At 40.6% G+C, this 20,461-nt stretch carries 25 protein-coding genes and 2 riboswitches; of the genes, 10 read left to right on the plus strand and 15 right to left on the minus strand.

The features are described from left to right. Positions 1-878: 878 nt before the first annotated feature. Positions 879-1,073 carry a hypothetical protein gene (locus tag QFZ73_RS17865; RefSeq protein WP_307268914.1) on the plus strand — a complete coding sequence of 65 codons (195 nt, stop codon included), beginning with the start codon at positions 879-881 and terminating at the stop codon, positions 1,071-1,073. Beyond that, positions 1,061-1,576 (plus strand): methyl-accepting chemotaxis protein, encoded by a 516-nt coding sequence (locus tag QFZ73_RS17870; protein WP_307268916.1) that lies wholly within the window; start codon positions 1,061-1,063, stop codon positions 1,574-1,576. The genes QFZ73_RS17865 and QFZ73_RS17870 overlap by 13 nt, the downstream gene beginning before the upstream one ends. Positions 1,577-2,151: 575 nt before the next feature. Here QFZ73_RS17870 and QFZ73_RS17875 read toward each other — a convergent pair. Beyond that, positions 2,152-2,433 (minus strand): hypothetical protein, encoded by a 282-nt coding sequence (locus QFZ73_RS17875; protein WP_251430000.1) that lies wholly within the window; start codon positions 2,431-2,433, stop codon positions 2,152-2,154. 410 nt (positions 2,434-2,843) lie between these two features. On the opposite strand from QFZ73_RS17875, the gene QFZ73_RS17880 reads away from it, so the two are divergent. After that, positions 2,844-4,046 (plus strand): C40 family peptidase, encoded by a 1,203-nt coding sequence (locus QFZ73_RS17880; RefSeq protein WP_307268919.1) that lies wholly within the window; start codon positions 2,844-2,846, stop codon positions 4,044-4,046. Between the two features lie 5 nt (positions 4,047-4,051). Here the strand turns inward: QFZ73_RS17880 and QFZ73_RS17885 are convergent, their stop codons facing one another. The 9 genes from QFZ73_RS17885 to QFZ73_RS17920 form a co-directional block, all read right to left on the minus strand. Then, positions 4,052-4,681 carry a poly-gamma-glutamate hydrolase family protein gene (locus tag QFZ73_RS17885; RefSeq protein WP_307268922.1) on the minus strand — a complete coding sequence of 210 codons (630 nt, stop codon included), beginning with the start codon at positions 4,679-4,681 and terminating at the stop codon, positions 4,052-4,054. An 84-nt stretch (positions 4,682-4,765) separates the two neighbouring features. After that, positions 4,766-4,915, minus strand: coding sequence for a CapE family protein (locus QFZ73_RS17890; protein WP_285847037.1), 150 nt, complete (start codon positions 4,913-4,915; stop codon positions 4,766-4,768). Positions 4,916-4,984: 69 nt separating this feature from the next. After that, the gene (locus QFZ73_RS17895) at positions 4,985-6,568 is read right to left on the minus strand and encodes a gamma-glutamyltransferase family protein (protein ID WP_307268925.1); all 1,584 of its coding nucleotides are present in this window, start codon (positions 6,566-6,568) and stop codon (positions 4,985-4,987) included. A gap of 69 nt (positions 6,569-6,637) precedes the next feature. Then, on the minus strand, positions 6,638-7,951 hold the full coding sequence (locus QFZ73_RS17900) for a CapA family protein (protein ID WP_307268928.1): 1,314 nt from the start codon (positions 7,949-7,951) through the stop codon (positions 6,638-6,640). Positions 7,952-7,977: 26 nt separating this feature from the next. Continuing rightward, positions 7,978-8,427, minus strand: a complete 450-nt coding sequence (pgsC, locus tag QFZ73_RS17905; protein WP_048687555.1) for a poly-gamma-glutamate biosynthesis protein PgsC — start codon at positions 8,425-8,427, stop codon at positions 7,978-7,980. A 15-nt stretch (positions 8,428-8,442) separates the two neighbouring features. Then, a complete protein-coding gene (gene pgsB, locus QFZ73_RS17910) occupies positions 8,443-9,624 on the minus strand; it encodes a poly-gamma-glutamate synthase PgsB (protein WP_251429838.1) in 1,182 nt (393 codons plus the stop codon). Between the two features lie 778 nt (positions 9,625-10,402). Next, complete coding sequence (locus tag QFZ73_RS17915; RefSeq protein ID WP_251429842.1) at positions 10,403-10,615, minus strand: hypothetical protein; 213 nt, start codon at positions 10,613-10,615, stop codon at positions 10,403-10,405. 747 nt (positions 10,616-11,362) lie between these two features. Continuing rightward, positions 11,363-11,593 (minus strand): methyl-accepting chemotaxis protein, encoded by a 231-nt coding sequence (locus QFZ73_RS28970; RefSeq protein ID WP_373458954.1) that lies wholly within the window; start codon positions 11,591-11,593, stop codon positions 11,363-11,365. Further along, positions 11,511-12,410 (minus strand): methyl-accepting chemotaxis protein, encoded by a 900-nt coding sequence (locus tag QFZ73_RS17920; protein ID WP_307268938.1) that lies wholly within the window; start codon positions 12,408-12,410, stop codon positions 11,511-11,513. The genes QFZ73_RS28970 and QFZ73_RS17920 overlap by 83 nt, the downstream gene beginning before the upstream one ends. Positions 12,411-12,904: 494 nt before the next feature. Then, a riboswitch (PreQ1 riboswitch) is annotated at positions 12,905-12,947 on the plus strand. A 55-nt stretch (positions 12,948-13,002) separates the two neighbouring features. Here QFZ73_RS17920 and queC point away from each other — a divergent pair. From queC to queE, 3 genes are read left to right on the plus strand one after another with little or no spacing between them, the layout of a single operon-like run. Further along, positions 13,003-13,668, plus strand: coding sequence for a 7-cyano-7-deazaguanine synthase QueC (gene queC, locus QFZ73_RS17925; protein WP_034309401.1), 666 nt, complete (start codon positions 13,003-13,005; stop codon positions 13,666-13,668). Then, complete coding sequence (gene queD, locus QFZ73_RS17930; protein WP_076366231.1) at positions 13,668-14,138, plus strand: 6-carboxytetrahydropterin synthase QueD; 471 nt, start codon at positions 13,668-13,670, stop codon at positions 14,136-14,138. The genes queC and queD overlap by 1 nt, the downstream gene beginning before the upstream one ends. Further along, positions 14,131-14,859: a 7-carboxy-7-deazaguanine synthase QueE gene (queE, locus tag QFZ73_RS17935; RefSeq protein WP_307268946.1), complete on the plus strand. Its 729-nt coding sequence runs from the start codon at positions 14,131-14,133 to the stop codon at positions 14,857-14,859. Before queD ends, queE begins: the two co-directional genes overlap by 8 nt. A 63-nt stretch (positions 14,860-14,922) precedes the next feature. Here the strand turns inward: queE and QFZ73_RS17940 are convergent, their stop codons facing one another. Both QFZ73_RS17940 and QFZ73_RS17945 read right to left on the minus strand, forming a co-directional pair. Then, on the minus strand, positions 14,923-15,270 hold the full coding sequence (locus QFZ73_RS17940; RefSeq protein WP_307268949.1) for a DUF4260 domain-containing protein: 348 nt from the start codon (positions 15,268-15,270) through the stop codon (positions 14,923-14,925). A gap of 53 nt (positions 15,271-15,323) precedes the next feature. Further along, entirely contained in the window at positions 15,324-15,893 is a 570-nt protein-coding gene (locus QFZ73_RS17945; protein ID WP_307268952.1) for a TetR/AcrR family transcriptional regulator, read from the minus strand. A 250-nt stretch (positions 15,894-16,143) separates the two neighbouring features. Between QFZ73_RS17945 and QFZ73_RS17950 the strand changes: the two genes are divergently transcribed. Together QFZ73_RS17950 and QFZ73_RS17955 are read left to right on the plus strand one after the other, a co-directional pair. Beyond that, positions 16,144-16,425, plus strand: a complete 282-nt coding sequence (locus QFZ73_RS17950; RefSeq protein WP_251429862.1) for a hypothetical protein — start codon at positions 16,144-16,146, stop codon at positions 16,423-16,425. A 46-nt stretch (positions 16,426-16,471) separates the two neighbouring features. Further along, positions 16,472-17,443, plus strand: coding sequence for an HD domain-containing protein (locus QFZ73_RS17955; protein ID WP_307268957.1), 972 nt, complete (start codon positions 16,472-16,474; stop codon positions 17,441-17,443). 177 nt (positions 17,444-17,620) lie between these two features. Here QFZ73_RS17955 and QFZ73_RS17960 read toward each other — a convergent pair whose 3' ends face one another. Both QFZ73_RS17960 and QFZ73_RS17965 read right to left on the minus strand, forming a co-directional pair. Then, positions 17,621-18,061 (minus strand): SRPBCC family protein, encoded by a 441-nt coding sequence (locus tag QFZ73_RS17960; RefSeq protein WP_307268960.1) that lies wholly within the window; start codon positions 18,059-18,061, stop codon positions 17,621-17,623. A 29-nt stretch (positions 18,062-18,090) separates the two neighbouring features. Next, positions 18,091-18,573, minus strand: a complete 483-nt coding sequence (locus tag QFZ73_RS17965) for an SRPBCC family protein (protein WP_251429870.1) — start codon at positions 18,571-18,573, stop codon at positions 18,091-18,093. A 273-nt stretch (positions 18,574-18,846) separates the two neighbouring features. Next, positions 18,847-18,889, plus strand: a riboswitch (PreQ1 riboswitch). Positions 18,890-18,939: 50 nt separating this feature from the next. Here QFZ73_RS17965 and QFZ73_RS17970 point away from each other — a divergent pair. Beyond that, positions 18,940-19,482, plus strand: coding sequence for a VUT family protein (locus tag QFZ73_RS17970; protein WP_307268966.1), 543 nt, complete (start codon positions 18,940-18,942; stop codon positions 19,480-19,482). Positions 19,483-19,503: 21 nt separating this feature from the next. Beyond that, a complete protein-coding gene (locus QFZ73_RS17975; RefSeq protein ID WP_155726451.1) occupies positions 19,504-19,653 on the plus strand; it encodes a hypothetical protein in 150 nt (49 codons plus the stop codon). Positions 19,654-20,079: 426 nt separating this feature from the next. Here QFZ73_RS17975 and QFZ73_RS17980 read toward each other — a convergent pair whose 3' ends face one another. Further along, entirely contained in the window at positions 20,080-20,400 is a 321-nt protein-coding gene (locus QFZ73_RS17980; protein ID WP_251429874.1) for a PadR family transcriptional regulator, read from the minus strand. Between the last annotated feature and the right edge of the window lie 61 nt (positions 20,401-20,461).

The raw sequence follows: 20,461 nt of genomic DNA on the forward strand, positions 1-20,461 counted from the left end.
CGAAGTGATGCTTCTGCTATAAAATAGTTATCGGAATGATTCTACTGTTAGGACGACTGATTACGATGGGGTTTTATTTCTGAAAATTCCATTTACTTCCTTTTTTAAGGACTACAGTCTCATTTCGATCATCATTTTAATAATAGGTGCAATTGGTCAGCAATTCATCAAGCCGGGTAAAAAGCAAAATGAGTTATCACCTTTCCTTTTCATGGAAAGGATCAGCTGCGAATTCAAAAGACCGACATATTCTATTGTAGGGACTATAGACAAATTCGAAGAAAGCGAGTTTGCCTGCATTTTTTTATTTAAAAAACGTTCCAATTGATTTCAGAAACCCTCTCCCTTTCCGCCGACTGTCTGCCAAGCCTCATCAAAGCAAGCGTCTGTGGGGTCTTGTCTAGCCAGTTATTCGGCAGGAGTGTCGCAAATTTCTTCAATCTAATGAGGTTTCATTCCGAATAAATGAATAAAAGATCATGGATTATAACCAATTCTTGTTTTGAAATTATGGTAATCATTCCTCAGACTGTAGGGAAAACTCGATGAAAAATGAGTTTGCCTACAGTTTTTTTAATAAAAAAACGTTTCCAGTTGATTTCAGAAATCCGCTCCCTTTCCGCCGACTGTCTGCCAAGCCTCATCAAAGCAAGCGTCTGTGGGGTCTCGTCTAGCCGGTTATTCGGCAGGAGTGTCGCAAATGTCAAATAGCTGCTGAAAATAGTGAGGCCATTACAGATGTTTCACGCGCGATAGAAGAGATTGCAGCGGGTGCATCGAATCAATCTGAACAAGCGGAGCATGGTGCGAGCACGATCCAGATTCTAAGTGGATAAATCGACGGGTTATCAAAAAATTCGAGGGGGACCCAATCCGTATTGGAGCTTGCATCTGAAAAAATAGAGTCAGGTAAACAACAGGTAAGTGGTTTGGAAACGTCATACCATAAACTTGAAATGGCGTTTATAGCAGTCACCTGTATGAGCTTAAGACTTGTGGAAAAATCAAAAACCATTTCCGATGTCACGAATGCCATTTCGAAAATATCGGAAAAACCAATTTGTTATCTTTGAATGCATCCATAGAAGCGGCAAGGGCAGGTGAGTCCGGCAAAGGGTTTGCTGTCGTGGCAAATGAAGTAAGGAGCTTGGCTGATGATTCAAAACAAGCTGCAAAAAACATTCAAGCCATCATCCAAAGCATTCTGTCAGATACAGAGGAATTGCTGAAAACGTCCAATGAAACGAATCAAATCAGCAAGGGTCAGAAAAATGCCGTAAATACGGTAAGAGAAGCCATGAAAGAGCTGGAGGATTCCGTTGGGAGGATATCCAATTCAATTCAGGAAGAAACACAATCCATTGAAAGCATCAATCAACAAAAAGAAACGGTTATTAAAGTGATAGAAGAAATCATCGCCGTATCACAGCAAAAGACAGCTTCAACAGAAGAAATTGCATCATCGATGGAGGAACAAGCCGCTTCATCCAATGAGCTTGCTCCATATACAAAGCAGCTTACACAGTTAATAAATGATTTGGAGGATACGCTGGGGGAATTCCAGATAAAGAATTAGAGGAACGGGGGAGGCCACTAAGTGGTTCCCCCTTTTTTTGTTGTATTGCCATTTTACCATTCTGCAGGCACTTGACCCTGATTCGTTTAACGGGGCATCTCTCTTTAGTGGACAAAATCACACTAGAAGTACAAAAGTACAATTTAGAGGGGCTGGTCAAGTATCCATGCTTTTTTTACAAAGGGGAATATTATATAGGAATCGGACAAGTAGGGTCCAATGGCTTAAGGCCAAAAGCGACTATTTTTGTGTGGCCATACCAATAACGACGATGGTGACACTGCTCCGCCCAGTAATGCGATCGCATCACTCATCACTATCTCCTCATTTTCCATTGCTGCATATCCAAGATTTATTCTGTGTACAGAGATAGATTACTAGATTAAAAATCCTATGATGCCTCCCTCGATGATGTTAATGTGGTGTCCATAAAAGGCAGAAAACAACCTGGTTGAGTTAACGACAGCCAATGGATAATGTGTTTTTGAAGCTTTCACATAGTAAAAAGGTGAATATGCCATAGATTCATGGAAACGAGGGGAAGGCTATTCATGCTTTCCCCTAATGTACTTCAGCTAGATGATGGGTGATACCAATGGATTCGGATTCCTGATCAAAAATCCATCGCCTTCGTAATCAATTACCGTTTGATCTGTAAAATGGGAGTCCGATGGGTCGATCAACATTTTTATATCATATAAAATCAGTATTTCCTCGTGCTCCTTTTTAGAGATTGCCAAGCTTAATGTATAGTTCATCTGGTTACAGCAAGGCCTGTTTATGCCAAACCTCAAATACGTTTCCCCTCCCAAACCATGCTGCATATCTTTAATTGCCTGCTGGGCTATCTCTGTCATTTTTATCAAATTGTTCACTCCTATATCGTTATCCTCTTCATAAGTAGGGCAAGCCGTATATGCACGATTTCATCATGACCGGGATTCCTCTAATCTAACTTTACCCATTTTGCACAAAAAAATAAAATCCTCTAGGAATTCTTCGATTTTCAACTTATCTCGATGAAGTGAAATTTTACAGTAACAGTATAGGAATAATGAATTATTTTTAATGTGTTTCATTGAACACGACAGATGATTTTTTTTGTGAAAAATAGACTAAAGGTTTCATTCAGTTCTCCAATGATATTGTTGTGATGAGCATTAAGGCTCGTCTGTTTGGGTGGATGATAGGATAGAAGATTCATATGATGGAATTTACTTGAACATCGTAAATTAAAAATATTTCAGCGTATAAAGGAAGGGTTAAAATGTTTAATGGAAAAATAATCCGCATGATACTTACATTGGTATTCATGGTTAGTTTCACTTTTTTACCTGGCTTAAAGGCCGAGGCTGCAGATCCTGTGCATACTGTAATCTCTGGCGAAACGGTAGAATCGATCGCCAAGACATATGATATATCGGCTGAGCAATTAATGAAAACGAATGGTTTACCGGATGATAAGTTATTTGCGGGACAAAAGTTAACAATCATTCAAACGGCGTATACTCCTTCCATCTATCAATGGTCGGAGAGAGGGAAAAAAATTGCAAGCTATGCGAAATCTTTTATAGGGTTTAAAAAGACAGCTGGAGAGGAGACGCCTGAAAAAGGGTTTGATTCGAGCGGATTGATTCATTGGGTGCTTTCCCAGCAAAATGTGCCGGTCGACCGTTTGACAGCAGATGGTTTTTATAAGCAAGGGATGGATACAGACACTCCGAAAACTGGGGATATTATATTCTTTCTGGAAAAAGACAGCTTAAAAGTCGTGACTGCAGGTATTTATGTCGGCGAAAACCAATTTGTCAATTCTGGATATGGTGCAGAAACGGTTCAGGTGAGATCCACTACAGAAGATTACTTTACAAAATACCAAGTGGCGTACAAAACATACACGCCTAAAGGAGAGCATATCGTCCAAACGGGAGAAACGCTTAATAGTATATCGGAGAATTACAGCATTTCCATGAGTACGATCAAAAGTCGTAACGCGTTAAGTACAAATGAGTTGATGCAAGGGCAGTATCTTCAACTATACAGCAACCCGTTATATCCGTTTTATGTAAACCAGAAGGCTGCATATGATGAAGCATATGATGTCATCAAGTATGCATATACTTTGCGCGGATTCACCTATGTTTTCGGGGGAGAAGATCCGATGACCGGAATGGATTGCAGCGGATTCATTTATTGGGTCATGAAGGAGCAGGGCCTTTCAGTAAAACGAGATTCCGCAGCGGATTACTTCTCATTGGTGCCCAAAATCAAAAATCCAAAGGCAGGGGATTTAGTGTTTTTTAGCGACACGGGAACAAGGCTAGGTGTGACCCATGTAGGCATTTATCTGGGTGATGGCCGTTTTCTCAATACAACGGAAAACACCGGCGTTCATATCTCCAATCTTTCGTCAGGTTATTTTGCCGAGAAATTCGAAAGCTTCGGTCAAGCTGAAGGCCTCATCGACTAAGAAGGTTATTCAATCTCTTTATATGCCAGAGTCGCTTTTTCAATGGCAGTAACGAACCGTTTAAAAAGATCACATGGATTGACCCTGTTCTTACTAGTAAAGTCATCACCTTCGAAAAAGCTTTTTCGAAGCTTTGTGGAAAGTTCCAATTGCACGCCTGCACCCGTTTTGGATGTGTTGGTGATGTTGTTTCCTTTCATGCCTGAAAGGTGCTGCGGTGCATGATCAGTTTGAAATCCAGCTTTGTTGAGGTATTGCTGAATAAGGTTCTTATAGGGTTTGTTCCTTCCGCCTATGTAAACCAGCGCATTATGTACGTCGTAGTGGCCATGGATGGAAAGGGTAGTCTGTGCGTTCGCTGCCATTGAAACGCCCATCGGTTCATTGAACAAGCGGGATGTTATATGGAGGACCTGGTTGCCCCTTGGTTTAAGTCCTTCGAATAGATAGGTGCTTGCACAAAGTCTCTCTCCAAGCGCGGCTGCAATCTCGCTAGTTCCAGGTTCGATGTTCCCGCCATGTATGGCTAGAACGGCAATATCAGGATTCCTGTGATGAACGATGATGCGGTAATCGAGGTCTTCTTGTTCATTTTGCTGCAGTTCAAAAAAATCAGTATAGTTATTTTCAATCATGGTTAGCCTCCGTATCTCTAGTGTATTTAATCTACCATACCGTTGACGGCAAAAATAAAAAAAGCGGGGATGCCCCAGCTTTTTTTATTTTTCGACAGTCGTATATTGTTCTATTTTCTTTTGCTCGTCGGGTGTTAAAGTTTCTGTCCGTTTAAACGTATTCATGGTCACAAGCAGGCCTGCTACAAGAAGAACAGGTATAACCCAGCTTGTTATTTTTTTTATGATATTCATATTCCAAATCTCCTTATACATCGATAAAATTCATATGATATTTAGAAAAGGAGGGGCTGGATTGCACTTTTATTGCTGAGCTTTCCAGCTTCCATTTCTCCTTTTATCCCCAGCTCCGGATAATCGTCCATTTTTCTCGTTTTTAACGAGAACTTGAACACCGCCATAATACATGGGGGAAACCTTCTGGATGACTTCATATCCTGAATCTTCCAAGTTAGATATCACTTCATCCGAAAGCCTGGATTCCGTATAAATCTTCTTTCCATCAAAGACGAACCGATTACGGTCGACGATATCCTGAAATGAGCCTTCATTCTCTGTATAAGAATAAAGGACCTGCATCAATACTTGCGGAATCCTATCACCGCCTGGTGAACCGATCCCGATCGATTCCTGCCCTGGTTTCTTGAGAATGGTAGGAGCGGTGAAAGTTCTTGACCGTTTATATGCCTCTTGAGAGTTCAAGCCGGACCGGAAATTTTTCAATTGATCGTTAAGGAAAAATCCATTCGTATAATCACCAGATCCGAAAAAGTTACTGAGCGTATTTGTTGCGGAAACGACAGTGCCATACTTGTCCATTATCACAAAGTGTGTCGTACTTTCATGTTCTTCGGAGCCATTCGATTCTTTATCTTCCCATTTTTCACTTTTGATCTTACTTTTAAGATTGTCCAAGTGAATGGGGGAGAGCAATTTTTCCGCCTTAGAGTGACTTATTCCATCTCCAATGTGGTCGGACCGATCTTGATAAGCAGTATCTGTGATGCCCCCCAAGACTTTCATATAAGCTGATTTGCTTGAAGAATCGCCTAGGTTCATTTCCTCGGCTAGCTTTAACATTTCAAGAACTGTAATTCCTGAAAAGGGTGGAGGGGCGGTAAAAACATCATAACCGGCAAATGTTCCTTGGACCGGCTTATGTTCTTTCACCTCATAGCGCTTTAAATCCTTCAAGTCGATATCTGATTCCCTTTTAATATCTCGCGCAATTTCCCCTTTATAAAAACCATCAGGACCTTCTTTTTGAATCTGCTTCAATGTTTCAGCAAGTCTTTCTTGGACGAGGGTTTTGCCAGGTTCAATGGCATCACCATCAGGATAAAAAAGTGAAGTCGCATCGGAAGATATCCTTGGCTGAGCTGCTTCTAAGCGTGATGATAACGATTTGCTGACTTCAAATCCGCCTTCAGCCAGCTCTATCGCCGGCTGAAGAAGATCTGACATTGGTACGCTCCCATACTTATCACTTATAACCTGCATACCGGCCACTAAGCCTGGAATCCCTGTATCATGTCTTGAACTCGGGTCTTCCGGAGAGGATTCACGATAATCGATAAAATTGGGATCGCCGGATTCCGGGGCAATCAGCATACCGCCGCCGCCACCCAATCCAGATCCATAAGGTTCAACTACACCTAATACATAAGATACGGCAATGGCGGCATCCGCCGCCGTTCCGCCGTTTTCCAATATATCCATCCCGACATCTATTGCGATTGGGTTTGAAGAACTAACCCCATATGATTGAGCGTTTTTACTATCTATCGGTTCATTCGTGTCAGAAATAGGGGGTGTCTTCGAACATCCAGCAATATATATGAACATGCTAAGGGATATAATCACTTTTCTCGTCATACGGTTAATCATCGGTTGATCCCCCTTTTCGTTGTGCTCCTAAGTTGTTTCTCTTTTCACATAGTAGTATCCAATCGTTCCTTACTGAATGGGCTGTATGTTCTGTTGTGTAGCTTGTACTTCTTTTTTCTCTTGTGCAGCTTTCGCAGCTTGTGCAGCTTTCGCAGCTTGTGCAGCTTTCGCAGCTTGTGCAGCTTTCGCAGCTTTCGCAGCTTGTGCTGCTTTTTCTTCTAGCTCACGTTGAGCCTTATGGTCGATTACCTTCTTGTGATCCAAGGTAATCTCAATGCGATCCTCTTTTTTCGACCATTGAGCTTTTTCACTCGTTTCCTTCGTCAACTGACGGTAAACACGTGATTTGTCGATTGAAGAGGTAGCTGGCCTTGGTGTTGCTTCTTCAATTTGCAGTGGAACGACATCGATTTTAGCTTTTCCGTCTTCCGCTAAATGGTATTGTACCATAGCTGAATCTTTTGTGCGTGTCCAGCCTTGATCAAAAATGAAGTTTCCTAAGCTATAGAAAATGATTCCATCTTTATAAACATCAAACGATTGAAGCACATGGGGGTGATGGCCGATGATGATGTCAGCCCCCGCATCGATGATAGCCTTTGCCAAGTCTTTTTGACGTGCGGTTGTAGATGTTGAATACTCTTGTCCCCAGTGCATATTCACCACAACCAAGTCTGCGTTGCCTTGCTTGGCATTCCTTGCTTTGCCGATCATTTCAAATAATAAATCAGGGTTGGAGTTCAATAAGCCGGCTTTATCACTTTTTGACACGGCATCCTTACCGTAAACATCTGTGAAGCCAAGTGTTGCGACACGTACGCCATTAACATCCGCATAGTCGATGCTATTTTTGGCTTCCGTAGTGTTCGATCCAACACCGACATAGTGCATATCCGTACTTTTGAATTCATCAATCGTGTCAAGAAGTCCTTGTTCTTCATAGTCCATCATATGGTTATTGGCCAAATTCATTACAGAGAAGCCAGCATCTTTAACGGCTTGAACACCACTAGTATTGGAGTTTAACCGGATGGGCGTATCTGCTTCCTTGTAGTTAGATACCTCTGCTTTTAAAGCGGTATGTTCATAATTCCCACTGACATAGTCTGAATTAGCAAAATATGGCTTCATATAACGGAAGAGGTATTCATACCCGTGCTTTTCCGTCACTTCTTCAACATAACGTCCCATCATCACATCACCGACCATTGTCATTGTCAATGGTTGATCGGATTTTGAAGCGGTTGTTTTCACTTCCTCAGCCCGTCCCATCCAAGTGGTAATGACTAAAGCGATTAGTAATATAGGTAGTATGATTCCAGTGTATTTAAGATTCTTTTTCTTCGTGCGTTTAATAAAGATAAGTGTTTTTTTCTTTCGCATTTAAAGTCCGTTTCATTTTTTGCACCTCAGAATAGGTAGTACACGTTCATTAAACCGAAAGTCAAGCCGGATAATAAAAGCGTGCTGCCAAGTGTCAATGGCATTCCTTGTCTTTGTATGGTATTCGCTATCAATCCAGGTACGATTATACCGATTCCCCGAAACTCGAATATTTCAAATGGCATGACGGGGTAGACTAAGTCCAATAGGAGTTTCAAGCAAATCCCGGTCACCATCATGGCTGCGAATTTTCTTCTTCCATATAAAATCACCCATCTTGAAAGGCCGTGAGTGACGATTAAATAAGTTACGACACTAATGATCAAGATTGTAAGCATGATTTCCCATTGGTCAAATACTAATGCCAAATAACCTGGCACGATAAGTCCTGCGGGTACGACACCCGTCTTTTCTGAAAATATAAGGCTAAGTGTTACTCCCAGTACTAGGGCTACATATAAATCCGATCCAAACATTAAGGTTCCTCCTACTTAACTTGCTTTTTGCTTTGTTTTAGATTTCATGAATGCTTCAATTAATGGTTCCGCTGCACCGTGAATATTCCCGACACCGTAGACGATGCGATTTTTCATCAATGGGCGGAGACGGGCCACGATTTCTTCAGTTGACCAGTTTTCTAAATCCCAATATTCTTTAGTATCCAATTTACCTTGCTCGAATACCTTTGTAATTGGTGATGTGGTTTCACCAATGGCAATGACGATTTCAGATTTAATGTAAGGCAATACATCTCTAGCAAACTGCTCGGTACGGTCCACACGGTCGGCACGGCAGTTCATGATGACGATAGGAGGTTCTGAGCTGTATCCGAACGTTTTGACACGATCCCAGATATTCAGCGTCGATGCCGCGTCGTTTGCTGCAAAGCCATTCACAAAGAAAGTTGGCTGGATTGGATCTCCAAACCGGGTAATCCGCATGGCCCCTGGATCGGGATGCGCATTCAACATGCCGCGAAAAGCTGTTTTTTCATCAATGCCTAACGCTTCTGCAACGGCCAAGGCCAGTGATGCGTTATCCGGAAATACCATATAGTCGAATTCGCGTAAGAAATCTTCCGAAATTCTTGAATTGTCTGCAACGATTACTTTTGAGTTGCGTTCTTTGGCAATTTTCTTGAAAAAGTCCAAATATTCACTTTCGATGGTTATTAAGTGACCATTATAGGGTATGGTAGCAGTGAATGCTTCTGCAACCTCATCCATTGTCGGCCCCATGACATCCATATGGTCTTCTAATACATTCACGATGACCCCGATGTTTGCTTGGATCATTTTATTTTGGAAGATTAATTGATAGTCAGGCTGTACGGCCATACATTCACAAACCAGTGCTTCCGTGCCTAAATCGGCAACTTCTTTGACTACACGCCGTTGTTCTCCTATGTTCGGTCCCTCTGGGCGGCGTACAATCGGTTTTTCCTTGTCGGTAAACCAATAGATCATTCTTGCTGACGTTCCGGTTGTTTTACCTACTGTTTTGTATTTTGCTTCCTGGATCACACCTGTAATTAGACGCGTTACAGTCGATTTCCCTCGAATCCCATTCACATTCACACGTACCGGGATGGAGTCGAGACGCTTCTGATGGCGTTTTTGTTCAAAAATGCCATAGCCAAGCAAAAAGATCGCACAAATAAATATTGGTGCCATTTTTTTTAACCTCTCTTTTTTTCAAATATTTGAATTACTGAATACACACTACATGATTTTAAACTTAATAGGCAAGAGCCAATTATTCTATCGTAATATAGTTATTATCAGCTTTTTCAAATAAATGTATATTAGAGTGTAATAGTATCTAATAGGATAAATTGTTTTATGAGTACAAAGATATGGCTGGGAATCGAGGGAATCCCAAGTTTATTTACACTAAATTATGGAAAGTTTAATAAAGCCCCATTTCAGTCAGAATCAAAATGGTTTTATGAGCATTTGAACCTAATTCATAATGTTCATATTTGAATAATAATTTTTTTAAAAAGTGATGTTTATTACAGTTCAATAATTGTTTATACCCATTGTTTGACATAAACGCAACATTTTTTATACATTTGTCATTCAATGTGAGATATTGCATCTATCGACTCAGTTAGTTGAACTCTTTTGAATATGGACAAAGATGAGTAAAAGAACACATCTCTTTTTTTTAGTATTTTCCTCGGAATACCCATGGGTCTATAATTGATCTTTTACCTGAAACATGAAATAAACTAAAGTTAACCCATTTTTTTAAAAAATACCTAGTTTCTTCTATAGATATACTGTTTATAGAAGAAAGAAAAATAAAAAAAGCTCAGAAGTATATCTGAGCTTTCGGCTGATATATTGTAAATGAATGGAATGGTCACGAATATCCGTTCATCATGGAGATTTAACGTATGTGGGTCTTGAGCTACAGCATTCGTAGCTGATTATGGAAGGAATCAGGTTAACTGGATTTCTTTCTGTCAGAAATCTCAAGGGTGGAGTCCTTTTTACCGCCTTCAATCACATAAAGTCTAGGAGCAAATCTCCTTTTTCCTTGATTGTCAGGATTCATCTTCATATAATTTTCGTATTCTTTGCGAAAGAATTCTTTGGTTTCCCGTTTCAATGCTTTTCTCTCGTTAAAATCTGCGATGAATTTGAAAAAACGTTTCATATGAATTCCTCCTTATGGGGTTAAAAGGTCTTAGTTTAATAGTAACATATCATCAGTGAAATTTAACCTTTTTTTACAAATTTGGAGTGGAAATCGTGTTTTTGTGTGAATAAAGTTGTGAACAGTTTGATTCGAGAGTAAGCATGCAATGGATCCTTGCTGAGTATAAGTGACCGTGCATGGTGTTGAAAGGGAATGTCGGGATTTGCAGAAAGCGGGTATTGGAAGCAATGATTATTTCAGTTAAAATATTCCTTATATTCATTATACACTAAATATTCTGAAAATAAAGGAAAATATTCACTTCCAGCGCTTTTAATAGATTTGCTTTTTAATGGTTTATTATTGTATATAGTTATTTATTCCCCGAATATACGAAAATGAAACAACCCATATAATGGGAGGAGCAATTTCCCGCATTCATGTGACGGGAAATTGCTAGTGTCATAATTGGAGTTTCTTAACTTGTTCAGTCAGCAGCTCTGCCGAGGATGCAAGTTCACTGGCATGATTCGTGATTTCATCCATTGAAGAGCTGGATTGCTGAGCGGAGGCGGAGACTTGTTCGATTCCTGACGCGCACCCTTCAGAAATGGCTGCGATCGATAGCTTGATTGATTTTTTTACTATTTGTGGAGATATAGTTTAATTCGTGTGTAATATGCTGTATTTTCATTTTCCATATTTCCGACAGAGTGATTGATTGTTTCAAAGGTTCGGCCTGTGAGTGTGATCTGTTTCGTGCATTCATCCACTTGTGTATAACCATCTTCCAGATAGTGGACGACGTTTTTGGACCTGTTTGAATGGCGGAGACAATATTGGTGATATCCCCAATGGAGTGTGTGACCTCTTCAGCGAGTTTCCGCAGCTCATCGGCCCCCCTTTGCCATGTTCACCAGCACGAGCGGCTTCTATGGCTGCATTCAGCGCCAATAGATTGGTTTGATTGGATATTATCCTTGATGACCTGCACAAGCTGCGAAATTTGCTGTGATTGAGAATCGAGCCCTTTCACTTGCTCTACGGCATTTTTGACAATCCCATCAATACTTTGCATCTGTTGGACCGAATTGCGCATTAAAGTGGTGCCCTCCTTGGTTAAGGAAAGGACTTCGGTTGAACTTTTAGCTACATCCGCTCCTTCTAGGTGGGCCAGCTCGATCCTGCCGGTGAAATCATCCATCATGCGAACCATTTCATATTCCCGGTCGGCTTGTGACTCCGAACCTTCCCGAAGTTCATACATCGTAGTCCCTATTTGTTTGCTGCCCTGCTGCACTTCATTTGCTGATTGAGTCAGATCCTCGCTTTGATTGAAAACGGATTGAGATGCAACGAGCATTTTTTCGATCGTATCAGGAAGGTTTTTCTGCATTTGGTTGGCTGACACCGTTAATTCGCCCATTTCATCATATGACTTTTTCTCCAAGGGCCCATGATTCAGCTCTCCGTCAGCCGCCATTTTCATCCTGTCCCTAATTTTAAGGAGGGGGGTGGTAATGAGGCTGGCAGTAACAAACGCCAGCACAAGGCCGATAAGGACTGCCGCAATGGATATGATGATACTTGTCGTCTTAACCGATTTCCCGCGTGCGACGACGGTTTTACCTGAAGCGACAATCAATTCCTCACGTTCCGAAGCAAGCTCCTTGAAACCCTCCATCACTTCATTGCTAATTGGCGCCACTTCATTTTTGAGTATCTCTTTAGCGCTTTCTTCATTTCCATTTTCATATTGTGTAAATACCCGGTCTACAATCATCGTCCTCCAATCCACGCTTTTCTCGATCAATTCCTTCGCTTTATCAGAATCGCTTATGGCCAGGAGATCCTCCTGGATGACCAGGCTTTCTTCGGTATATTGTAAGAACCTTTCTTTATAGCTATCGTCACCATATAGAATATAGGCTCTGGCGAATGCGGTTCTTTGTGCTAGGTTATATAGCAGCTTTTCGTCTTGGATAAGAAGCGGAAGTTCCTTTTCATATCCTGGGAATATACCAGTGACTTGTTGCTGCTATAAATGTTGAATGCTCCTAAGATGACGAATAAAGATATGATGAGTGAAAATGCCACCAATACCTTTGTTTTAATGCTTTTCAAATTAATGAACCCCTTTATCGATATTTTATTCACTCTTTTTATCGGTTAAAAATGGGATGTTTAAGCAATGAAAAGATAACCAAATTTTCCATCAGGCCTACTATTCACTAAGTATAAACATCTTGATTTCTTATCGTTTTCAAGTTACCATTGACTTGGAAAAATATAATATTCCGCGTTAAGGCGGAAGAGGTTCTAGCTACCCTCTCAAAAAAACTAAGGAGAAACAGTGCTCTATTCTTAGGGTGCTGTTTTTTTCCGTAAAAAGGAGTTTTATAGAAATGAAGAAGAAAGAAAAGGCAGTGGTTGTGTTTAGCGGAGGTCAGGACAGTACGACGTGCCTGTTTTGGGCATTGGAGAGATTTGAGGAAGTGGAAGCGGTGACGTTCGATTATAATCAGCGGCATAGCTTGGAAATCGAATGCGCTCAAAACATTGCCAAGGAATTGGGCGTGAACCATCATATCCTTGACATGTCGCTGCTGAACCAACTGGCACCGAATGCATTGACGAGAAGTGATATTGCCGTGGCGGACGGAGAAGAAGGGGAATTGCCGTCGACGTTCGTACCGGGGAGGAATTTGCTGTTCCTTTCGTTTGCCGGAGTGCTGGCGAGTCAGATAGGCGCTAAACATATTGTCACCGGTGTCTGTGAAACGGATTTCAGCGGATATCCTGACTGCCGCGATGTATTCATTAAATCGTTGAATGTGACCCTGAACTTGTCGATGGACCAGTCATTCGTGATTGATACGCCGCTAATGTGGCTTAATAAAGAGGAAACATGGGAGCTTGCGGATCAGCTTGGCGCATTTGACTTTGTCCGCGAAAAGACCCTGACTTGTTATAACGGAATCATCTCCGACGGCTGTGGAGATTGTCCGGCATGTAATCTCCGGAAAAAAGGACTGGATGACTATGTAAGCAGACGGAAGGTGCTTTCATGATGTACGGTTTTACTATAGTGGATAAACTCCAAAAAATAGATGAAGATATTCAGCGCAGCCAATTGAAGTATACAAACAAGAGGGTTCTCGTGAGTAAGGAATTCACCTTTGACGCGGCGCACCATCTGCATGACTATGAAGGAAAATGCAAGAACCTGCATGGCCACACGTATAAGGTCATTTTCGGATTGAGCGGGTATACAGATTCACGCGGGTTGATGATAGATTTTGGGGACATCAAGGATATATGGAAAAATGAAATTGAAATCCACCTGGATCATCGTTATTTGAATGAAACCCTGCCGCTCATGAATACAACAGCTGAAAATATGGTTGTCTGGATTTATGAAAAAATGGCCGAAGCCCTTTCATTAAAAGAATATGAGGGTGCTAGAGTCGAATTTGTTCGACTATACGAAACGCCGACAAGCTATGCCGAAGCCAGACGGGAGTGGATGGAAAGTGAGTAAACTCCCGGTTATGGAAATCTTCGGGCCGACCATCCAAGGAGAGGGAATGGTCATTGGTCAAAAAACCATGTTCGTTCGGACGGCTGGCTGCGATTATTCCTGTGCCTGGTGTGATTCCGCATTTACTTGGGATGGCACCGGTAAGGAAGATACCGTCCAGATGACTGCCGAAGAAATATGGGATGAGCTGAAGCGAATTGGGGGTTCCGGTTTTTCCTTCGTGACGATATCAGGCGGAAACCCGGCTCTGCTGAAAAACCTAAACGGCTTGATAGCGATCTTACATGAAAATAAAATGAAAATAGGTGTCGAAACACAAGGGAGCCGATGGCAGGATTGGTTTCTCGATATTGATGAACTGACTATTTCACCTAAACCGCCGAGCTCTGGAATGAACACGGACTTTACGGTGCTCGACCAAATCATCTCGAACCTTGCCAATCGAAATCCTGAAAACCATGTCTCATTGAAGATCGTCGTCTTTAACGACGAAGATTATCAATATGCCAAACATGTACATGGGCGTTACCCGGATATTCCTTTTTATCTGCAGGTCGGCAATGACGATAGCAGGACAGTGGATGATCGTCAATTGATCAGCGGTCTTTTGAAGAAGTACGAAGAGTTAATTGATAAAGTGATAGCAGATGATGAATTGAATGATGTGAAAGTGCTGCCCCAGCTGCATACCTATATATGGGGAAACAAGCGGGGCGTGTAAAGAAAAGAGAGCAGGAGGCAGTGTGATGCGTAATCACACTGCCTTTTACATGCGGAAAGCTTATTACAGCCTTTGAATGTGTGTAGCTTTGAAGGATGTTGTGTATTTAAGGCCATACCCAAAAAAGCGATCCATTCCAATATGCGCGGTCCAAATCAAACCAGTCATCATAAATGAATCCGACTTTAGAAAAATGGCCAGCAAAATAATGAAGATGGACAGGGTATAAGTGTGAAATAAGTTATAAACCTTTGCTCCAGTCCGATCATTGATCAGATAGGCCAGCATGGAAACATCGGGAGACAAAATCAATAAAAGGAAAATCCACCAGCTGAATTCATATAACGAATAGATGTAAATCACCGCTAACAGAACCATGAGACCTTCAATATGAAGGAATTTCTTTACCATTTTAAAACCTCCCAAAGTTTTATTTGACCAATGATCAATAAAGTTCAAAAAAATTATATGATGTTTCTGATGATATTTTTTACATGAAAATAAGCTAAACCTTTCACATCTTGATAAGATAGTTCAGAATTAATATAAAAAGTTATGAATCCGTGAAGAGAAAGAAAAATCGACCATATGGATGCAGGATTCAATTTGTTGTCCGTTAGGTCCGTCAAGGACTGGATTAGCTTTTCGTATGTTTTATTAGAATCAAATTGAAGTAACTGCTGAATTTCTTTTTCCTTCGATAAAAACATGATGGAATAATGATTCTGTTGGGTTAAACCGAACTCCAAGAAGCACAATAAAATCTTTTCCATTTTTATAGAAGGGTCATTTTCCGACATGATGATATCATCGATTAAGGTATTTAAAACGGAAAAATCCATTTTCACCAAACTATAAAATATTTCTGCCTTATTTTTAAAATGATAATAAATGGCTCCATGGCTGCAATCCAATGATTTAGCCAATTGCCTCATTGAGACATTCGAATACCCTAACGTTGCAAAAAGGTTTCTAGCTTCATTCAACACCATGTCCCTGGATAATTCTTTACCTGCAGATTTCCTTGGCGACATCTTGTCACCTCCTTACTTATTGACCATTGGTTAATTAGGATGATATCTCACTGATTTTCAAATGTCAATTATTGGATCATATTATAAAGTGCTGTTTTTTAAGTGGAAATTTGCCGTTTTTTGAAGCGTAATTGCACCTATGTTGAACAGGGAAGGATTCAGGACATTGCAGCGTTTGACTTATTTTGTACCGTTAATACCCTTATATGGTATTATAAGGGTATTATTAGAGCGTTGAGGGGATGGATAAATGAAGAAGAAATTCAGTATTTTGGTATCAATTATCATAGTTTTGACCGGCTATTTATTCACTAAACCTTATAAAGATAAAACAAAACCTGTAGAAGACTTTATTAAAGTGTATCCACGAGATCAGGTAATACTAAATGAAATGATGATCATAGAGGGAGTTGATGAGGACAATCCAGATGATATCGATTTGAATGATGAAGAGGAAATAAAAAAATTGGCAAAAAAGCAATATGAGCAAAATCAAAAGGGGGAAATAATTTTTACAGAAAAGAATCAGTGAAATCACCTACCTGTAATGAGTAAACTAATGGGGGAGGCGGCAGTTATTGATAGTTTTGGATAGTATCTATGGGCAACACATTGTAGAGGGAGTTCTGAAAGAGCTGATAGTAAGCAAACCGGTCCAAAGATTGAAGGGGATACATCAAGGCGGGGCAAGTTATTTAGTTAATGAGAAATGGGATGTCACACGATTTGACCATTCAATTGGTGTGATGCTTTTAATAAAAGCGCTTGGAGGTTCATTAGAGGAACAAATCGCGGGCTTACTGCATGACGTATCCCACACTGCATTTTCACATGTTATTGATTTTGTTCTGGATTGTAAGGATGAAGATTATCATGAAAAGATATATGATCAAGTCATTACGGAATCCGAAATCCCATTTATACTGAAGGAATATGGATATGATTGTAAAGTAATTTTTCAATCAAAATGGGAATTGCTTGAACAGCCAGCACCTGAGTTATGTGCCGATCGGGTAGATTATACTCTCCGGGATATGTATCAATATGGACATATCACAATCGAAGCCATTAAAGAATTTCTAGAACATGTAATCATAATAAATGGAAGGATGTATCTGGATAATATTGAATCGGCGGAATGGTTTGTGAAAACGTATTACAGCGAAGTTATTGATTTTTTCATGAACCCACTTAATATATATGGCTATGATATCTTGGCAAAGACCTTAAAATTGGCTTTAGCTAAAAAACTGATCAGCCTTGATGACTTACTCGGTACAGATGAAGAAGTCATGTCCTTGTTAAGCTTGACTGAAGACCATGAAGTGCAAAGCCTGTTAAAACGAATCCATGGTAACGTAAAGGTGAAAGAAGATCAAGTGGAATACGATATACATCGGAAAAATAAAATGCGCCTGATAGATCCGTCCGTAATTCTAGGAACCCAATTAGTAAGAGCATCCAGTTTATCAGAAAAAGTCAAGAAAATGGGAATTGAAGCCTATAAAAAAGCTTCAAAGGGCATGTATCTAAAAGTGATTTCCGATTGAATTTCGTGTTAAACCATACGAAAGTCAAAAACTCAAGGGTGTTATTCATCCTTGAGTTTTTTCTCGGAAACATCTAAGTCTCCTCCCGTAAAAAAATAGTTGAATTAAACAATCGACATCTAGGAAGGAGCTTGATTAACGGATGCCTTATACATCTGAACCAGCACCCTTTAATAATTAAAAAACTAATGATGCTCTCAAAGTATTAATGCCATTTTCTAAATAACCCTTTAAACAGGTTAATGTATAAACCCAACCTTCCTTTTGTCCGATCATTTTGTTTATTATTTCAGGGTCATCTTCACTCAAACCTGATTCGTTTACTTCAATGATTGTACTCGTATTATCCAACTCTTTTAGTGTAATGGTAACAACTGTTTCTTGATCATTTCCGCCCCACGCAAACACGATTTTCCTATTTTCCTCGACTTCCAATACATTAATAACCACTTCAGCATCGTATTCGTTGTATCTCAATGTAGGCGTCCGGCCTTGTTCCCATCTTTCCGAACTCGATGAGAACCAGAAATTCCCGATTTTTTCAGGATTCACTATGGCTTCAAACACTTCATTAGCTGACTTGATTATCTTAAATTTCGTAGTTATTTGAGTATCCATTACTAAATCAACTCGCTTTCGATTTGTTTTTATTGTTTTCCACTATCCCAATCTACTGATATTGGCGGCAGGGTCCGTCCAGTTTCAAGCAAGCTCTTCAGGTTACTCAGAATGGCTGGCCATCCATTATTCAAGCCTTCAAAGGTATTGTCATCATATTCGAAATCTGTCTCCAAAAGCTCCTCATGCTTTAGCGTTAACTTCACTGTGGAACCATCCATTTGCTGCAGGACAAAAGTGACCCGAGTAGGATGCTCGCGAGGTGTTTCGTCTCCTGCCATGTTCCATGTGAACGAGAGCAGGCGCAGCGGCTCACACTTAAGTACATTACCAGAATCAGTAATACGCCCATCTTCCAGCAAATATTTAACACTTGAGCCTACTTGCCAGTCAGACTGGGCTTGGCACCCAAAGTGATATTTCTTCGTGACTTCACCGCTCGTCAGGGCTTCCCAAAGCTTCTCTGGTGTGGTTGCGATATAAATAGGATAGACAAACGCTGTTTTTTTCATCATTCTTTTCCTCCTCGCTTTTATCCTCATATCAAGATCGTAACATTATTCTATCAATGATTGTCTGCTTTTCATATACAGCCGGTCAAGTAGTTTTCTGCGACAAAAATCGGCAGAGTCTTTGCATTGAAGAAGATTTGAAGTGTATTGCTAATACTAAACGATATCCGCGGATTCGCACCATTCCCAGTGACTAAAATCGGGCGTATTGAAACTTCTTGATTTCCAATCGCTTTCAAGCTACGATAAATAAGGAAAATGATAATCCGCTGGGCGGAAGAGGTTCTAGCTACCCTCTCAAAAAAACTAAGGAGAACAGTGCTCTTTCTTAGGGTGCTGTTTTTTCTGTATAAGGAGAATTATGAAATGTTAAGGATTTTATTGTATTTAGTATCCATCATCACGGCGAATGTGGTTACAGCAGCTTTTGCGCCATTACATTTTGGCATGTTCATCATTCCGATGGGTACATTGCTCATTGGGGGAACCTTCATCTTTCGGGATCTGGTCCAGAATAAATTTGGCCGCGCGAAGACCTATATATGTATCGTCACTGCACTTATTTTATCTGCGTGTGTATCATTTTTATTAGGGGATACCTTACTGATCGTATTTGCTTCCGCCTTATCGTTCGTGGTCGCAGAAACAGCGGATACGGAAATTTATACCCGTTTAAAACTTCCGATGAGTTGGAGGGTGTTTTACAGCGGGATCGTTGGAGGATTTTTCGATTCGGTGATATTTGTCGTGATTGGCCTAAGTCCACTGGGTGCCAATATATTACCGTGGGAAGCTGTACCCGCTGCGGTTATCGGCCAAATCATCGTTAAAACTATCATTCAGACAATCGGTGCCGTACTGTTGGGACGAATCAACATAGAACTGGAGAAGCGTGTAGTCTCCAGTTAAATGCTAGGAGGGATGCACTCGATGGATGGAACAAAAAAAGAAGAAGATAAATGCTATTGCCTCGAGGCCTTTCGTGAAAAATATGGCCCGCATGTTCAAGGGGAATGTATGAAGCTCTCCTGCGCCAATTATCGCAAGCATAAAGGAATAGACAAAAAAGGACCAAATTAGGTCCTTTTTTTGCGTGATAGAAGTAAGGCACCAGTAAACGTGCTGAATCATAGTCCAGTATGAATTCACGAGTAAAACAGTAATACTCACGAGTAAATAGCTCAAACTCACGAGTAAAAGTGCGAAACTCACGAGTAAACAGTTCGAATTCATGGTGCAGGACGAAATCACGAGTAAACAGCGCAAACTCACGAGTAAACAGCGCAAACTCACGAGTAAAACAGCAGAACCTCACGAGTAAACAGCGCAAACTCACGAGTAAACAGCGCAAACTCACGAGTAAACAGCGCAAACTCACGAGTAAAACAGCAGAACTCACGAGTAAACAGCGCAAATTCATGAGTACAGCCCAAACTAACGGGTAAATAGCAAAAAAAAGCTTCCTGCGCCGTTCCAATAATGGGTGCAGGAAGCTTTTTATTTTGTTTAGAATTGCTCTGCGCTTTTCCGTACTAATTTTTCCAGGAAGAAAAAGCATTCTCGTTTCCGGTCAAGTTCGGTTTGTCCATTTTCGGTGACATGATAATATTTCCTGCGGCCTGATTCTGACTCTTTCCAATGGCCTTTTATGAATTCTTTTTTTTCTAACCGTTTCAGGGCGGAGTAAAGGGTGCCTTCACTTATTTGATATTTGCCCAAGCTCATTTCCTTCAAGATCTTCGTGATTTCATAGCCGTATAGCTTTTTTTGTGAAAGAAGTGAAAGCAAAAGGAGGTCAATGCTTCCCTTCATTAGTTCTTTATCCAAATAGATTCTCCTCCTTTTCATTTTTAAAGTGTAATACGTTGTACATCGTATCACAAGGTGC

Origin of the sequence: Peribacillus sp. V2I11 (assembly GCF_030817135.1) — a bacterium.
In the GTDB taxonomy this organism is placed as follows: domain Bacteria; phylum Bacillota; class Bacilli; order Bacillales; family DSM-1321; genus Peribacillus; species Peribacillus simplex.

What these genes read in the sequence shown, in the direction of transcription:
- QFZ73_RS17950 (WP_251429862.1), top strand. Translation starts at nt 16,144, where the DNA reads ATGAAGAAGAAATTCAGTATTTTGGTATCAATTATCATAGTTTTGACC.
- QFZ73_RS17890 (WP_285847037.1), bottom strand. Translation starts at nt 4,915, where the DNA reads ATGAATATCATAAAAAAAATAACAAGCTGGGTTATACCTGTTCTTCTT.
- queC (WP_034309401.1), top strand. Translation starts at nt 13,003, where the DNA reads ATGAAGAAGAAAGAAAAGGCAGTGGTTGTGTTTAGCGGAGGTCAGGAC.
- QFZ73_RS17970 (WP_307268966.1), top strand. Translation starts at nt 18,940, where the DNA reads ATGTTAAGGATTTTATTGTATTTAGTATCCATCATCACGGCGAATGTG.
- QFZ73_RS17875 (WP_251430000.1), bottom strand. Translation starts at nt 2,433, where the DNA reads ATGACAGAGATAGCCCAGCAGGCAATTAAAGATATGCAGCATGGTTTG.
- QFZ73_RS17900 (WP_307268928.1), bottom strand. Translation starts at nt 7,951, where the DNA reads ATGCGAAAGAAAAAAACACTTATCTTTATTAAACGCACGAAGAAAAAG.
- QFZ73_RS17960 (WP_307268960.1), bottom strand. Translation starts at nt 18,061, where the DNA reads ATGGATACTCAAATAACTACGAAATTTAAGATAATCAAGTCAGCTAAT.
- QFZ73_RS17915 (WP_251429842.1), bottom strand. Translation starts at nt 10,615, where the DNA reads ATGAAACGTTTTTTCAAATTCATCGCAGATTTTAACGAGAGAAAAGCA.
- QFZ73_RS17965 (WP_251429870.1), bottom strand. Translation starts at nt 18,573, where the DNA reads ATGAAAAAAACAGCGTTTGTCTATCCTATTTATATCGCAACCACACCA.
- QFZ73_RS17940 (WP_307268949.1), bottom strand. Translation starts at nt 15,270, where the DNA reads ATGGTAAAGAAATTCCTTCATATTGAAGGTCTCATGGTTCTGTTAGCG.
- QFZ73_RS17975 (WP_155726451.1), top strand. Translation starts at nt 19,504, where the DNA reads ATGGATGGAACAAAAAAAGAAGAAGATAAATGCTATTGCCTCGAGGCC.
- pgsB (WP_251429838.1), bottom strand. Translation starts at nt 9,624, where the DNA reads ATGGCACCAATATTTATTTGTGCGATCTTTTTGCTTGGCTATGGCATT.
- QFZ73_RS17895 (WP_307268925.1), bottom strand. Translation starts at nt 6,568, where the DNA reads ATGATTAACCGTATGACGAGAAAAGTGATTATATCCCTTAGCATGTTC.
- queD (WP_076366231.1), top strand. Translation starts at nt 13,668, where the DNA reads ATGTACGGTTTTACTATAGTGGATAAACTCCAAAAAATAGATGAAGAT.
- QFZ73_RS17945 (WP_307268952.1), bottom strand. Translation starts at nt 15,893, where the DNA reads ATGTCGCCAAGGAAATCTGCAGGTAAAGAATTATCCAGGGACATGGTG.
- pgsC (WP_048687555.1), bottom strand. Translation starts at nt 8,427, where the DNA reads ATGTTTGGATCGGATTTATATGTAGCCCTAGTACTGGGAGTAACACTT.
- QFZ73_RS17880 (WP_307268919.1), top strand. Translation starts at nt 2,844, where the DNA reads ATGTTTAATGGAAAAATAATCCGCATGATACTTACATTGGTATTCATG.
- QFZ73_RS17885 (WP_307268922.1), bottom strand. Translation starts at nt 4,681, where the DNA reads ATGATTGAAAATAACTATACTGATTTTTTTGAACTGCAGCAAAATGAA.